Origin of the sequence: Phenylobacterium sp., assembly GCF_030651185.1 — a bacterium.
Lineage (GTDB): Bacteria > Pseudomonadota > Alphaproteobacteria > Caulobacterales > Caulobacteraceae > Phenylobacterium.
This window is the reverse complement of the sequence record NZ_JAUSCJ010000032.1, coordinates 152,488-166,478: the sequence shown is the minus strand read 5'-3', so window position 1 is coordinate 166,478 and position 13,991 is coordinate 152,488. Positions and strand designations below refer to the sequence as shown.

Below are 13,991 nucleotides of genomic sequence, written 5' to 3'. Positions count from 1 at the left end.
GCGGCCGTTGAACAGCACCAGGGTGCGCGAGCCGGTGACGGCGGAGTTCAGGTTGCGAAGGTTGATCGTCGCCGCGCCCGAGCCGGAGCCGAAGCGGTTGTTCTCACCGATCACCGCACCCGAGGACGGGATGGTCTTGATCAGCTGAACCATGGTGGGGGCGCCGCGGTTGGCGAGCTCCCGGGCGCCGATCACGTCGACCGGCAGGGCCGCGTCTTCAGGCGTGCCGGCGATGAACGAACCGGTGACCACGACCTCTTCGACCGTGGCGGCCTCCTGAGCAGCGGCGGTCCCGGCGAGTCCCATAGTCAGGGCCACGGCCAGAATAGATCCACCGCAGAAATAACTGCTTTTTGACATCAATGTTTCCTTTCCCCCTCCAACGACCTGTCCCCAGTTTGAAATGCCTGGAGGCTAAGCGGCCGTAGAGTGGCGCGATAATCGTGCGTCTCGCCGGAGAGCGCCAGAGCAGGGTTTAGATTGTTTCGAGTTCGAAATGAGGTTGCTTGATCCCTAAGCTTTTGACATAACTGACAAATATCTCTCCCACCAACATACCGGCAACAGGAAAAGTTCAGCCGATCCCCCTCAAAATACTTAGAGACCTGGTTTTGCAGGCGTTTTCTGGGGGCAAATTTTGCATAACAATGTTCGCATCGTGCCGGTACTTCGAAAAAACCGGCCGGTCGGTCGGGAGATGGCGTCTGAGCCAAAAAAGGCACTGTTGCAACACCGCCTCACCTCTCGGAAAAAGGCGTCGCTGCGGAAAGGCGCCGTGACGCCACGTCAGGGGGCGAGGCGTTTTGGCCCTTGGTCGCCCTCCCCCGGAAGGCCGCCTCAGAGCGAATCTGGTCCGGCGAACAGTCCGAAATGAGTGAGGATGTGGCCGACTCCGCCGGGCCGGGGGCGGGCTGGCCGAAGCGCAGACTGATCACCAGCATTATGCGGCGCCCCCTGATGGGGGGCCTGTCTCGCCGAACCCGCCATGCCTGGCGAGGCGCGCAGCCGAGGGCTGGCGACAACGGCGATCTGGTGGGAAGTGATGGTGGACGTGACAGGGATTGAACCTGTGACCCCCTCGATGTCAACGAGGTGCTCTCCCGCTGAGCTACACGTCCAGACCGTCAGGTCTCCCTTTCAGGAGCGGAGGCGGCGGTATAATGGAGCGCCGTTTCCGGCGCAAGCGCGGCTTTAGGCGGCGGCCATCATGCGTTCGACCTCGGTGACGATCTCGCGCAGGTGAATGGGCTTGGACAGCACCTTGGCGCCGGGGGGGGCGCTCTCGCCGGCGGCCAGGGCCACGGCGGCGAAGCCGGTGATGAACATGATGCGCAGGCCCGGATGTTTCGCGGCGGCCAGGCGCGCCACCTCGATGCCGTCCATGCCGGGCATGACAATATCGGTGAGCAGCAGGTCCCAATCCTGATCCAGCACCGCAGCGGCCTCTTCGCCATCGGCGCAGGCGGTCACGTCGTAGCCGGCGCGCTCCAGGGCGCGGCTGAGGAAGCCACGCAGGGAATCATCATCTTCGGCCAACAGGATCCGGGGCATGGGTGTTCCGCGCGAGTGGTCAAGAAGCGCACACCATAGTGGGCCAGATGTAAACTCGCGATGAACCCCCAAGGATGCACCGCTGCTGATCGTTTGACCGCTCGCGGGCGACGCCTTCATATGAAGGGCGATGACCGCCATTGAGCCCCTTGTCGCCGACGCCGCCGCGCCCAGGGCGGAACCGTCCTTCGACATCTGGCGCGGGGGACCGGAAGGTCAGCCGGCTCCGACGCCGCTGGTCTTCGCCTCCCCCCATTCCGGCCGGCTCTATCCGGCCGACATGATGGCCGCCACATCGCTGGACGCCATCGCCATCCGTCGCTCCGAGGATGCGTTCGTCGACGAATTGATTGGGGCAGGGCCTGGCCTGGGCGCCGCCATGATCGCCGCCCGCCTCGCGCGCGCCTATATGGACGTCAACCGCGAGGCCTTCGAACTCGACCCGTCCATGTTCGCCGATGAACTTCCGGATTTCGCCCGCGGCCGCTCGGCCCGGGTGGCCGCGGGCCTTGGCGCTATCGCCCGAGTGGTCTCCGAGGGCCAGGAGATCTACGCCCGCAAGCTGACCTTCGCCGAGGCGCGCGGCCGCATCGAACTGGCCCACGCGCCCTATCATGCCGCGCTCGCCCGGTTGCTTGGTGAGGCCCACGCCGCCCACGGCTTCGCGATCCTGGTGGACTGGCATTCCATGCCGGCCGCGGCGGCCAGGTCGGCGGGCGGAGCCTGCGACATGGTCCTGGGCGACCGCTTCGGCGCGGCCTGCGCCCCCATCGTGACCCACAGGGTGGAGCGGGAACTGGAGGCCATGGGCTACCGCGTCGCCCGCAACGCCCCCTATGCCGGTGGCTACACCACCGAGCACTACGGCCGCCCGGCCCGGCGCACCCATGCCCTGCAGATCGAGATCAGCCGCGGGCTCTATCTGGATGAGGCGCGACTGGAGCCCACCGAGGGCTTCGCCAAGTTGAAGCGCGATCTGCAGCAGCTCACCGCCCTGCTGGCGGGGACGGACTGGAGTGGTCTGAAGACCGCCTAGAGGGGCCTTGGGCCGCCGCTTCGCCGCCCGCCTTCGCATGCCCAGGCCTCAGACCAAAAAAAAGCCGGACCCGAGGGCCCGGCAGTTCATTAGGGAGGAAACGCCCAGGAAGGGCAGAGGCGACATGGCCGCCTCACAGGAATGAAAGTAAAGTGCGGCGCACAAATCTTCAAGGCCGAATGCGCTGACGGCGTAAGTTTTTTTGTCGCACCCCGAAAATATCGTGAACTTTCAATGGTATGAAATTCGGCAATGTGGGGTATACGCCTTGCTGCATTGCACAACAGCCCAACCAGATGGTCGACGCCCGCGACGAGATTGCGCTGGTGAAAGCTCCCGCGCTCGCTTACAAGCCGCGCGCCCTTCCCGAGATAAGAATTTAAATGTCGCTCCGCAACATCGCCATCATCGCCCACGTCGACCACGGCAAGACCACGCTCGTCGACCAGCTGCTCGCCCAGTCCGGCGTCTTCCGCGCCAATGAGGCGACGGTCGAGCGCGCCATGGACTCCAATGACCAGGAGCGCGAGCGCGGGATCACCATCCTGGCCAAGTGCACCAGCGTGCTTTGGCACGGCGAGGCGGGCGAAACCCGCATCAACATCATCGACACCCCTGGTCACGCCGACTTCGGCGGCGAGGTCGAGCGGATCCTCGGCATGGTGGATGGCTGCGTCATCCTGGTGGACGCCGAAGAGGGCGTCATGCCCCAGACCAAGTTCGTCCTGGGCAAGGCCCTGAAGATGGGCCTCAAGCCGATCCTCTGCCTCAACAAGGTCGACCGGCCGCACGCCGATCCCGACCGCATCCTGAACGACGCCTTCGACCTGTTCGCCGCCATGGGCGCGACGGACGAGCAGCTGGACTTTCCGCACATCTATGCGTCGGGCAAGAACGGCTGGGCCACCCTGGACATGGCCAAGCCCAACGACAACCTGGCCCCCCTGTTCGACCTGATCGTGCGCCACGTGCCCGAGCCGAAGGTCGTCGAGAACAAGGACAAGCCCTTCCAGATCCTGTCGGTGCTGATCGAGAACGACCCCTTCCTGGGCCGCCTGCTGACCGGCCGCATCCAGTCGGGCAAGGCCACGCCCGGCATGGCGATCCACGCCCTGTCGCTGGACGGGACGGAAGTCGAACGCGGCCGCATCACCAAGGTGCTGGCCTTCCGCGGCCTGAAGCGCCAGCCGATCGAGGACGCCGAAGCCGGCGACATCGTCGCCATCGCCGGCCTGTCGAAGGCCACCGTGGCCGACACCCTGTGCGCGATGGACGTCACCGAGGCCCTGCCGGCCCAGCCGATCGATCCGCCCACCATCTCCATGACCGTCTCGGTGAACAACAGCCCGCTGGCCGGCCGTGAAGGCGACAAGGTGCAGAGCCGCGTGATCGCCGCGCGCCTGCTCAAGGAAGCCCAGTCCAACGTCGCCATCCGGGTGACCGAGACCTCCGACAAGGACGCCTATGAAGTCGCCGGCCGTGGCGAACTTCAGCTCGGCGTGCTGATCGAGAGCATGCGACGCGAGGGCTTCGAACTGTCGATCAGCCGTCCCCGCGTGGTTTTCCAAATCGACCCGGAGACGGGCGATCGCCTGGAGCCGATCGAGGACGTCATGATCGACGTCGACGACGAGTTCACCGGCATCGTCATCGAAAAGCTTTCGGCCCGCCGCGCCGAGCTCAAGGACATGGGCCCGTCCGGCGCTGGCAAGACCCGCATCAGCCTGATGAGCCCGTCACGCTCGCTAATCGGCTACCAAGGCGAGTTCCTCACCGACACCCGCGGGTCGGGCGTACTGAACCGCGTGTTCAGCCACTACGAGCCCTACAAGGGCGTCATCGACGCGGGCCGCAAGGGCGTGCTGGTCTCCAACTCCGACGGCGAGACCACGGACTTCGCCTTGTGGAACCTTGAGGACCGCGGCTTCATGTTCGTGGGCGGCGGCGAAAAGACCTACCAGGGCATGATCATCGGGGAGAACTCGCGCGCCGACGACCTGGACGTCAACCCGATGAAGGCCAAGGCGCTCAACAACATCCGCGCGTCCGGCAAGGACGAGGCCGTGCGCCTCACCCCGCCGCGCCGCATGACCCTCGAACAGGCCATCGCCTATATCGAGGAAGACGAACTGGTCGAGGTGACGCCGAAGTCGATCCGTCTGCGCAAGCAGGTGCTGAACCCCAGCCTTCGCAAGCGCCGCGCCAAGGAAGAATAGGCCTAGAGGGTCAGCTCCATGAAGACGTCGGCCCTCGCGTAGGGGGTCGGCCGGGGCGGCAGCTGCACGAAGCCGGCGGCGCGGTACACCGCGAGCGCCGGCGCCAGCGACGAATTGGTCTCGAGATAGAGCCTTGTCGCGCCCGCCTTCTGGGCGTGGTCGATGCAGGCGGCCATCAGCAGCTTGCCCAGGCCCGTACCGCGCGCCGCCTCGCTCACCGTCATCTTGGCCACCTCGAAGCCGCCGTCCGGCAGGGCGATCAGGCCGACGCAGCCCACCGCCTCCCCGTCCAGCTCGGCCATGAAGATGTGGCCGCCCTTGGCCAGGATGGTCCCGTCGGGATCGTCCAGCACCTCGCGGTCCTTGGGCTCGATGGCGAAGTGCTTGGCGATCCAGGCCTCGTTCAGGCGCTTCCAGGCCTGGGCGTGGCGGGGTTCGAAGGCGATGATCTGCATGGCTGGCATCTTGGCGCGGAAGCTGTGCTAGGCAAATCCCCGCTCAGGAGCGCGCCATGGCCCATCCCGTCTTCGCCGACCTTCCGACCACCGTGTTCGAGGAGATGTCGGGCCTCGCCCGGGAACTGGGCGCCATCAATCTGGGCCAGGGCTTTCCCGACGATCCCGGCCCGCTGGCGATCCGCCAGAAGGCCGCCGACGAGGTGCTGAACGGCTACAACCAGTATCCGCCGATGGCCGGCCTGCCGCAGTTGCGGGAGGCGGTGGCGGGGCACTATCGGCGCAGCCAGGGCCTGGACCTGGACTGGAAGACCGAGGTCACCATCACCTCCGGCGCCACCGAGGCCCTGGCCGCGACCTTCCTGGCCCTGGTGCGGCCGGGCGACGAGGTGGTGGTGTTCCAGCCGGTCTATGACGCCTACCTGCCGCTGATCCGCCGGGCCGGCGGGATCCCCAGGCTGGTGCGGCTGAAGCCGCCCCACTGGCGCTTTGACCGGGCCATGCTGGAGGCCGCTTTCACCGACAGGACCCGCTTCGTGGTGCTGAACAACCCGATCAATCCGGCCGGGGTCGTCCTGCCCCGGGAGGACCTCGAGCTGCTGGCGGAGGTCTGCGTCGCCCATGACGTCGTGGCCATCTGCGACGAGGTCTGGGAGCAGGTGGTGTTCGATGGGGCCAAGCACATCCCCTTGATGTCGCTGCCGAATATGCGCGAGCGGACGGTGAAGATCGGCTCGGCGGGGAAGATGTTCGGGCTCACCGGCTGGAAGGTGGGCTTCCTCTGCGCCGCCCCGGCGCTGACCCATGCCCTGGCCCGCGCCCACCAGTTCCTGACCTTCACCACCCCGCCCAGCCTGCAGGCCGCCGTGGCCTTCGGGCTGGACAATCCCGGCGACTGGTTCACCGCCATGCCGGCCGGCCTGCAGCGGTCGCGGGACCGGCTGGCGGCGGGCCTGACGGCGGAGGGGTTCAAGGTGCTGGCCAGCCAGGGGACTTACTTCCTCAATGTAGACTTGGCCGCCTCTGGGGTCAGGGAGCCGGACCGGGCCTTCGCCCTGCGGGCGGTCCAGGAGGCCGGGGTCGCGGCGATCCCGGTCTCGGCGCTGTACGAGCAGGACCCGGTGACCAGCATCCTGCGGCTGTGCTTCTCCAAGGGGGACGCGACCCTGGACGGGGGTGTCGAGCGGCTGGCCAAGGCGCGGGAGCTGTCGCGCAAGGCAGTCGGCTGACGCACATGTTGGTGGCCGTGGATGGAGGAAAACGCCTTTCACCCTCCATCACCGCCAAGCCTTACGCGGCCTGGGTTTGCGGGCCGCAGGCCAACCATCACCGGCCGACATGTGACACTCGGGGTCCCGGCGGGTGGCGCCTAGGCCGCCTCCGGCAGGTCCTCGTCGAAGACCTCCAGGTCCTTGGGGCGGGGCTGGGAGGCGTCGCCGGCCAGGCGGGCCAGGAGATAGGTGACGGCCGCCACCATGTCGTCGACGCTATAGGGCTTGGCCAGTGACCCCACCGCCACCGAGCGGGCCGCGACGGCCCGGTTGGGCTGGCCGCTGATGAACAGCACGGGGATTCCGATGGCCTTGAGCTCGACGGCCAGGGCGATGCCGTCGTTGTGGCCATAGAGCTTGATGTTCACCAGGGCGAGGTCCGGCTTGCGATCGCGGGCGGCGGCCATCGCCTCCCCGGGGCGGCTGGTGAGGTCCATCACCTCATAGCCGTCGTCCTCCAGTCCGCTCTTGAGGGACATGGCTGTGAGGACCTCGTCCTCGACGATCAGCAGGATTTGGGGCTTGTTCATGGGGGGCGCTTTCACAGGCTCGCGGCGGTCTGGCCGACGGCGGGCGCTTCAGCCTCGCCGTCATCGACCAGGGCGATCTGGGTGTGGGTGATGGCGACGCGGGTCCCGGGGTGGGCGGGCGCGATCTCCACGACCGCCTCGAGCTGCCGGGCCAGGGGCTGGACGATGCTGGTCCCGAGGCCCGTGCGCAGCGCGCTGGGCTCGGCGGGCATGCCGACCCCGTCGTCGGTGACCGACAGGGTCCAGTTGGGACCGCGCACCTGGCAATCCACGACGATCCTGCCGGCGCGGCCCTCCGGGAAGGCGTGCTTGAGGGCGTTGATCACCAGCTCGGTGACGATCAGGCCCAGGCTGACCGAGGCGCCCGCCGCCACCAGGCCGCCCTCGCCGGTGACGATGAGCGAGATCTGCTCGGCGTCGGCGATCATGGAGGCGGCGATGCTGTCGCACAGGCTGATGAAATAGGTCTGGAGCTGGACCTCTCGTTCGGTGGATTCGCTGAGCAGGCGCTCCAGGGCGGCCACCGACATGACGCGATTTTGGGCGTCCTTCATATGGCCGCGGGTCTCCTCGGACGTGGTCTTGCGGGCGTTCTGCAGCAGGACGCTGGCGATGATCTGCAGGCTGTTGGCCACCCTGTGGCGGACCTCGGCCAGCAGGACCCGGTTCTCCGCCAGGGCGTCGTCCTTCAGCTTCTGGTCGGCGCGGACCGCGGTAACATCGGTCACCGACATCAGCAGGCGCATCTGCTCCAGGTCGAGATAGGCCAGCCTCTGGACGTGGATGATCACGCTATGGGGCGGGCGGCGCGGCCGCTGGAGGTCCATCTCGCAGGCGTCGATCAGCGCGGCGCCCGCGGCCGTGGCGTCCAGCAGGGACCGGAGGCGCGGCACGTCCCATTCGCCCGCGCCAAGGGCCGACAGGGGACCGCCGACCGCGGCAGCCGCATCGATCTCGAATACCTCGCTGAAGGCCTGGCTGGCGGCGACGATGTTGAGATCGCCATCCAGCAGCAGCAGCGGGCCGGGGGAGGCCGCGACAATCGCCAGGGTGAGGCTGAGTGCGGCCTCTTCGGACACGTGCGGGGTGTGGGCCGCCATGAGCGCCCTTCAAAACAACTGGAGGCTCGCGAGGCGAGAGCCATACCCAGACAGATTATCGCGGAGGTCTTCGCCCGAAAGCGAGCGGATTATGTCGGATGTAACACTCAGGCTGGAGATGCGTTGCATCCCGTCCTCCGGTCGAGGCGGCAAGGTGTCAGGTGAGCGCTACCCGCCGATAGAAGATGTCCACGCCCTCGCGGCCTGTCTCCTCGAAGCCGAACCGCGCGTAGAAGCGGTTGGCGGGGCTGTCGCGCAGGACGGTGAGACGGACCTCGCGCCCCGCCGAATCGACCTCCGCCAGCAGGGCGGCCATCACCGCGCCCCCCAGGCCCGCGCCCTGGAAGGCGGGATCGAGATAGAAGTGCTCGATCTCCCAGCCGGGCTCGCGCGGCCCGAAGGCGACGCAGCCGGCCAGGGCCTCACCGACCCGGATCAGGCGGGTGTGTTCGGGGCGGAAGCTCTCGATGAACCGGGCGCGGGCCCGCTCGGGCGTGAAGCGGCCCACCCGCTCCAGGCTCTCGCGCAGGGCGGCGATCCGCAGGGCGACGAGTGTTTCCAGGTCGGCGGGCGACGCAGGGTGGAAGGTGAAGGTCACCAATTCCTCCCCCAGCGCGAAGCGCGGTTCGGGGGAGGTGGATCGCGGCGCCGGCCGCGAGACGGAGGGGGTTGGGGCGGTTGACGTTGCACGGCCCTAGCCCCCTCCACCGCTACGCGGTCCCCCTCCCCCGCAGGGGGAGGAATTTGGCGCCTCAGGAGGTCGAGCCGCCGTCGATGACCACGGTCTGGCCGGTCATCCAGGAGCCGGCCTTGGACGCCAGGAACACCGCGGCGCCGGCGATGTCGTCGGGCTCGCCCAGGCGGCGCAGGGGGGTGCCGGAGCTGGCGCGGGCCTCCCCGGCCGGGGTGTCCCAGAGCGCCTTGGCGAAGTCGGTCTTCACCAGGCCGGGCGCGATGCAGTTGACCCGGATGTTGTGGGGCGACAGCTCCTGGGCGAGGTTGCGGGCCAGCTGCATGTCGGCGGCCTTGGAGATGGCGTAGGCGCCGATCACCGAGGTGCCGCGCAAACCCCCGATCGACGAGATGATGATGATCGCCCCGTCCTTGTTGGCCTTCATCTCCTCGGCCGTCATGTTGATCAGCCAGTTGTTGGCGATGATGTTGTTCTCGAGGATCTTGCGGAACTGATCGTCGGAAATGCCGCTCATCGGCCCGTAATAGGGGTTGGACGCGGCGTTGCAGACCACGATGTCGATCTTGCCGAAGGCCTTGCGGGTCTCGTCCACCAGGCGCTGGAGATCCTCCTTCGAAGAGATGTTGGCCGGCACGGCGATGGCCGCGCCCGGGTGCTTGGCGTTGATCTCAGCGGCCACCTCTTCGCAGGGCCCGGCCTTGCGTGAGGAGATGGTGACCTTGGCGCCGTGCTCGGCCATGCGCTGGGCGATGGCCTTGCCGATCCCGCGCGAGGACCCGGTGATGACGGCGACCTTGCCGGTCAGATCAAACAGCTCACCCATGAGCGCAACTCCCTTAAAACAGATGTTTGGTTTTATGGGCTGGCATTTGCGGGATGGGCGGACGCTGCGTCAAGGGGACGGGGGGTGGGTAGCCCTCCGAGAGGTCGGCCATCGCGGCCAGGGCCGCATAGGTCAGGCCGCGGGCGCCACGCAGCGTTCCCCCGCTTCGCAGGGGCGGAGAAGCAAGACTAGAGTGCGGGCCCCTCTCACGGAGACCCCCATGACCCCCAACGAACAGATCATCACCGATTTCATCGCCGCCTGGTCGCGGTTGGACGTCGCCGAGCTGGTGGCGTTCTTCACCGAGGACGGGACCTATCACAACATGCCGACCCGGCCGGTGAGCGGGCGCGCGGCCCTGACCGGATTGATCGGCGCCTTCCTCAAGGACTGGAGCAGCACGCAGTGGGAGGTGCTGAACCTGGTCTCCCGCGGGGACGTGGTGATCGCCGAGCGGATCGACCGGACGGTGGTGGCGGGCAAGCCGGTGGACCTGCCCTGTTGCGGGGTCTTCGAGATGCGGGACGGCAAGATCGCGGTCTGGCGGGACTATTTCGACATGGGGACCTATGTCGCGGCCCTGAAGGCCTGAGGGCGCCGCCTCGGCTAGGGAACGGTCGCCAGGAAGGCCGTGACCTCGTCCACGAACCAGGCGCGCTGGTCGCGGTGAACATAGTGGCCGCCGGCCGGCGCCGTGCGGTGGAGGGCGCCGGGGTAGCGGGCGGCGAGGTCGGACTGGGCCTGGGTCCAGAGGCGGTCCATGGGCTTGGCGCCAGGCGCGCGGGAGAGCACGAGGACGGGCTTTCCGGCAGCCGGCGCCAGGGCCTCCACCTGGGCCACCGCCGCGTCCAGGGCGGCGACCTCGGCCTGGGCGCCCAGGGGGGCGAAGGTCATCATGGCCGGAGTGGCGACGCACATCGACAGGCCGGCGGCCTGGCAGCGGGCGGTGAAGCCGGCGGGGCGGGACTCCTCCAGGATCAGGCCGGCGACCTTGTCCGGATGACGGGCGGCGAAATACTCCGCATACAGACCACCGATGGAATGGCCCGCCAGGACATAGGGGCTGGGCACGCCGGAGGCGGCCAGCAGGGCGTCGAGCTCGCGGTCCACCGCCTCAGCGTCGCGGGGTCCCGCAGGCGCGCCGCTGCCGCCGTAGCCGGCGCGGTCGTAAAGGATGACGGCGCCGTGGGCGGCGAGGTCGGGGGCCACCTCGCGGAACGAGGCCATGCCGTCCCCCAGGCCGGAGATCAGCACCAGGACCGGGCGGCCCTGGCCCTGGACCTGATAGGCGACCGCGTGGCCGTCGGCCTGGACGACGGCGGCGGGCGCCGCGCTGGCGCCGGTTCCGAACAGGGCGCCGGCGGCCAGGGCGGCGGCGAGGATGCCGTGGCCGGGGCTCTCGACGCGGCGGGTCCGCAGCAGGCGCCGGGCCAGCCAGGCGGCGGCGGTGAGGTCGTAGGTGAGGCAGAAGGCCGGCCACCAGGACGGGACGCCGGGATTGTCCACCAGGCGGGCGTGGAACAGGTCTAGGATCCCGTGGGCGGCCAGGGCCGCGACGATCCACCAGAGATTGGTCCGGAAGCCCAGCACCGCCACGGCCAGGAAGGCGGCCAGGCCCAGGGTCTCGAACCCCAGCGCCGGCAGGGACCCGCCCATGACGGCGAAGAGGTCGTAGTAGGAGGCGACCACGATCAGGACCACCGGATAGAAGGCCCGTCCGCGGTCAAAGCCCACCTGGGTGGCCATGGCGCCGACCGCCAGGCCGAGGCCCGCTCCCACGAGATATTCCATTCGCGTCGTTCCTTGAGCTTGCGGGACAGCCTAGGGCGCGGAGGGCCGTGGCGGAATGACAGAGACGTCGCAGATCGCGCCAATCGGGCAGAGCCTTGGATCGCGGGCGATGGCCCGCGGGACGGAGCGGGTTTGGGTCGGTGGCCTTGATATGCGCCAACCCCCCACCGCTACGCGGTCCCCCTCCCCCGGTGGGGGAGGAATTGGAGAGGGGGCGTTGTCACGGATGGGTCGCGGGTCCTAGAACCCTCCCCAACAACACAACGGGAGGACACCATGTTTTCGCACATCATGATTGGCACCAACGACGTCGAGCGGTCAAAGACCTTCTATGACGCCGTGCTGGGGACGCTGGGCGTGCCGGCCGGCAATATCGATGGCGGGCGCCGCGTGTTCTATCGCACCAAGACCGGGGTGTTCTCGGTGACCAAGCCGATCGACGGCGAGCCGGCCTCGGCGCCCAATGGCGGGACCATCGGGTTTGCTTGCGAGTCGCCGGAACAGGCCGACGCCTGGCACGCGGCGGGCGTGGCCAACGGCGGCACGGCCATCGAAGAGCCGCCCGGCGAGCGCGAGGGGTCGGGGCTGTACCTGGCCTATCTGCGCGATCCGGACGGCAACAAGATCTGCGGCCTGTACCGGATGCCGCGCGCTTAAGTCCCTCCCTCCATTCGTCATCCCCGGGCTTGTCCCGGGGACCCATGATCTCCGCCGATCCGTAGATCGCGCGGCGCGTGCCCGTGGTCCTTGGTGGGCCACGGAGATCATGGGTGGCCGGGACAAGCCCGGCCATGACGGTCAAGGGGGGTGAAACCCTATCCCTCGAAGTCGAACATGACGTCGTCGGGGTTGGGGCGGAGGCCGCCGGCGCTGGCGTAGAGGGCCATGGCGGGGGCGTTCCCGGCGTTGGTGAAGACGAACATCTCGTCCCAGCGGCCGGTGCGCCCCAGATCGCGCAGGGCGGCCAGCATGGCCTTGGCCAGGCCGCGGCGCTGGAAGGCCTCGTCGACATCCACCGAGTAGATGAAGAAGCTGGTCGCCTCGAAGCGGCGCAGGACGTGGCCGTAGATGAAGCCCGCCACCACCCCGTCCTCGATGGCCACCACATTGACCAGGTCGGGATCGGCCAGGTGGCGGGTCGCGGCGGCCGCGGTGATCGGGCCCTCGTCGGAGAGGTTCACGGCGTCGACCAGCAGGGCCTCGTCGCCCGCGCCCAGGATGCGGATCTCCATCAGCGGAACGCGAAGCTGAGCTTGGCGCCGAGGAAGCGGCCCTGGCTGTCGAAGCCGTGGGCCGAGCCGATGGCCTCGTCGGCGCGGGGCTGCAGGCCGCAGAGGAAGCCCAGCGAGGCCGTGGCGCTGCGTGAGAAGCTGTGGTCGACGGAGGTTTTCGCGATGCCGGCGGCGCGCAGGGCGTTGGCCTGGGCGATTTCCGGGGCGATGGAAACGCGCGGGGCGGGGCTGGCGAAGACGGCTGTGGTCAGGCTGGTCTGGGCGTGAGCCGCGCCGGCCAGGCTGGCGAGGACGGCCGCGGTCAGCAGCAGGCGGGTCATGGCGGGCTCCTTGGGCGTCTATCAGATCAGTTCGGGCGGCGGCTGGCGAGGTTACGTCCCGTTGCGCTAGAAGGACGCCATGATCCCCTGGGAACACCTGGACACCGCTGTTGTCCCCGACGGCGGCGGCGAGTTGCGGCTGATGCGGCGTGGCGCCGAGTATTCGATCATGACCGGGGCCAACGAGCTGATGAACAGCCGGCTGAGCGGGTCGGAGGAGGCGTTGGCGACCCTGGTGATCGCGCGGACGGGACCGTCGGCCCGGCTGCTGATCGGCGGCTATGGCATGGGCTTCACCCTGCGCGCGGCGCTCGCGGCCTTGGGGCCCAAGGCCAAGGTGGTGGTGGGCGAGCTGGTGCCGCAGGTGGTGGATTGGGCGCGCGGGCCGATGGCGCATCTGTCGGCCGGCTGCCTGGAGGACCCGAGGGTCAGGGTGGTGCTGGGCGATGTGAGCGCGGCGATCGGGGCGGGGGCCAAGGCCTATGACGCCATCCTGCTGGACGTGGACAATGGGCCCGAGGGGCTGAGCCGCAAGGAGAACGACCGGCTCTACAGCCGCGGCGGGCTGGCGGCGGCGCGGGCGGCCCTGTCGCCGGGCGGGGTGCTGGCGGTGTGGTCGTCAGCGCCGAGCGAGGCGTTCACCAGGCGGCTGAAATCGGCGGGGTTCGCCGTGGAAGTGGTCGGCGTCCGCGCCGGCGGCGGCAAGCGCGGCGCGCGGCACGTGATCTGGCTGGCGGTGAACGTCTAGTTCCTCCCCCAAGGCCGCAGGCCGTGTCGGGGGAGGTGGATCGCGGGCGAAGCCTGTGAGACGGAGGGGGTTTGGGCCGTGGAAGCCGCCTGGGCCTAGCCCCTTCCACCGCCTACGGCGGTCCCCCTCCCCCGCAGGGGGAGGAATTGAAGCATTACAGCCCGTTAAGTACTGTTACCCGGACGTCATGTATGTACGTTCGGTAACTCCCTTAAATCTCTGTC

General features: G+C 68.5%; 16 protein-coding genes and 1 tRNA gene. 6 read left to right on the top strand and 11 right to left on the bottom strand.

Annotated features, from left to right (window positions below):
• The 3 genes from Q7J39_RS16570 to cpdR all read right to left on the bottom strand — a co-directional run.
• The coding region (locus Q7J39_RS16570; protein WP_304827627.1) for a TonB-dependent receptor plug domain-containing protein at positions 1-360 on the bottom strand (360 nt) is incomplete at its 3' end.
• Between the two features lie 683 nt (positions 361-1,043).
• Positions 1,044-1,118, bottom strand: a tRNA-Val gene (locus tag Q7J39_RS16565).
• Positions 1,119-1,191: 73 nt separating this feature from the next.
• Entirely contained in the window at positions 1,192-1,551 is a 360-nt protein-coding gene (gene cpdR / locus Q7J39_RS16560; protein WP_215338251.1) for a cell cycle two-component system response regulator CpdR, read from the bottom strand.
• 130 nt (positions 1,552-1,681) lie between these two features.
• Here cpdR and Q7J39_RS16555 point away from each other — a divergent pair, with 130 nt between their 5' ends.
• Together Q7J39_RS16555 and typA are read left to right on the top strand one after the other, a co-directional pair.
• Positions 1,682-2,587 carry an N-formylglutamate amidohydrolase gene (locus Q7J39_RS16555; RefSeq protein ID WP_304827622.1) on the top strand — a complete coding sequence of 302 codons (906 nt, stop codon included), beginning with the start codon at positions 1,682-1,684 and terminating at the stop codon, positions 2,585-2,587.
• A 383-nt stretch (positions 2,588-2,970) separates the two neighbouring features.
• Complete coding sequence (gene typA / locus Q7J39_RS16550) at positions 2,971-4,803, top strand: translational GTPase TypA (RefSeq protein ID WP_304827619.1); 1,833 nt, start codon at positions 2,971-2,973, stop codon at positions 4,801-4,803.
• A 2-nt stretch (positions 4,804-4,805) separates the two neighbouring features.
• Here the strand turns inward: typA and Q7J39_RS16545 are convergent, their stop codons facing one another.
• On the bottom strand, positions 4,806-5,258 hold the full coding sequence (locus Q7J39_RS16545) for a GNAT family N-acetyltransferase (protein ID WP_304827616.1): 453 nt from the start codon (positions 5,256-5,258) through the stop codon (positions 4,806-4,808).
• 56 nt (positions 5,259-5,314) lie between these two features.
• Between Q7J39_RS16545 and Q7J39_RS16540 the strand changes: the two genes are divergently transcribed.
• Complete coding sequence (locus Q7J39_RS16540) at positions 5,315-6,487, top strand: aminotransferase (protein ID WP_304827613.1); 1,173 nt, start codon at positions 5,315-5,317, stop codon at positions 6,485-6,487.
• A 140-nt stretch (positions 6,488-6,627) separates the two neighbouring features.
• On the opposite strand, the gene Q7J39_RS16535 is transcribed toward Q7J39_RS16540, so the two are convergent.
• The 4 genes from Q7J39_RS16535 to Q7J39_RS16520 all read right to left on the bottom strand — a co-directional run bounded on the left by Q7J39_RS16535 (position 6,628) and on the right by Q7J39_RS16520 (position 9,676).
• Positions 6,628-7,059 carry a response regulator gene (locus tag Q7J39_RS16535; protein WP_304827610.1) on the bottom strand — a complete coding sequence of 144 codons (432 nt, stop codon included), beginning with the start codon at positions 7,057-7,059 and terminating at the stop codon, positions 6,628-6,630.
• Between the two features lie 11 nt (positions 7,060-7,070).
• The gene (locus Q7J39_RS16530) at positions 7,071-8,159 is read right to left on the bottom strand and encodes a sensor histidine kinase (RefSeq protein ID WP_304827606.1); all 1,089 of its coding nucleotides are present in this window, start codon (positions 8,157-8,159) and stop codon (positions 7,071-7,073) included.
• A gap of 157 nt (positions 8,160-8,316) precedes the next feature.
• Positions 8,317-8,757 carry a GNAT family N-acetyltransferase gene (locus tag Q7J39_RS16525; protein ID WP_304827603.1) on the bottom strand — a complete coding sequence of 147 codons (441 nt, stop codon included), beginning with the start codon at positions 8,755-8,757 and terminating at the stop codon, positions 8,317-8,319.
• 154 nt (positions 8,758-8,911) lie between these two features.
• The gene (locus tag Q7J39_RS16520) at positions 8,912-9,676 is read right to left on the bottom strand and encodes an SDR family oxidoreductase (protein ID WP_304827600.1); all 765 of its coding nucleotides are present in this window, start codon (positions 9,674-9,676) and stop codon (positions 8,912-8,914) included.
• A gap of 220 nt (positions 9,677-9,896) precedes the next feature.
• On the opposite strand from Q7J39_RS16520, the gene Q7J39_RS16515 reads away from it, so the two are divergent.
• On the top strand, positions 9,897-10,268 hold the full coding sequence (locus Q7J39_RS16515) for a nuclear transport factor 2 family protein (protein WP_304827596.1): 372 nt from the start codon (positions 9,897-9,899) through the stop codon (positions 10,266-10,268).
• A 14-nt stretch (positions 10,269-10,282) separates the two neighbouring features.
• Here the strand turns inward: Q7J39_RS16515 and Q7J39_RS16510 are convergent, their stop codons facing one another.
• A complete protein-coding gene (locus tag Q7J39_RS16510) occupies positions 10,283-11,467 on the bottom strand; it encodes an alpha/beta fold hydrolase (protein WP_304827593.1) in 1,185 nt (394 codons plus the stop codon).
• Positions 11,468-11,743: 276 nt separating this feature from the next.
• Here Q7J39_RS16510 and Q7J39_RS16505 point away from each other — a divergent pair, with 276 nt between their 5' ends.
• Positions 11,744-12,124 (top strand): VOC family protein, encoded by a 381-nt coding sequence (locus Q7J39_RS16505; RefSeq protein WP_304827590.1) that lies wholly within the window; start codon positions 11,744-11,746, stop codon positions 12,122-12,124.
• 158 nt (positions 12,125-12,282) lie between these two features.
• On the opposite strand, the gene Q7J39_RS16500 is transcribed toward Q7J39_RS16505, so the two are convergent.
• Together Q7J39_RS16500 and Q7J39_RS16495 are read right to left on the bottom strand one after the other, a co-directional pair.
• Positions 12,283-12,699 (bottom strand): GNAT family N-acetyltransferase, encoded by a 417-nt coding sequence (locus Q7J39_RS16500; protein WP_304827587.1) that lies wholly within the window; start codon positions 12,697-12,699, stop codon positions 12,283-12,285.
• Entirely contained in the window at positions 12,699-13,019 is a 321-nt protein-coding gene (locus Q7J39_RS16495) for a hypothetical protein (protein ID WP_304827584.1), read from the bottom strand. The genes Q7J39_RS16500 and Q7J39_RS16495 overlap by 1 nt, the downstream gene beginning before the upstream one ends.
• Before the next feature lie 79 nt (positions 13,020-13,098).
• Here Q7J39_RS16495 and Q7J39_RS16490 point away from each other — a divergent pair, with 79 nt between their 5' ends.
• Positions 13,099-13,767 (top strand): MnmC family methyltransferase, encoded by a 669-nt coding sequence (locus tag Q7J39_RS16490; RefSeq protein ID WP_304827581.1) that lies wholly within the window; start codon positions 13,099-13,101, stop codon positions 13,765-13,767.
• Positions 13,768-13,991: the final 224 nt, after the last annotated feature.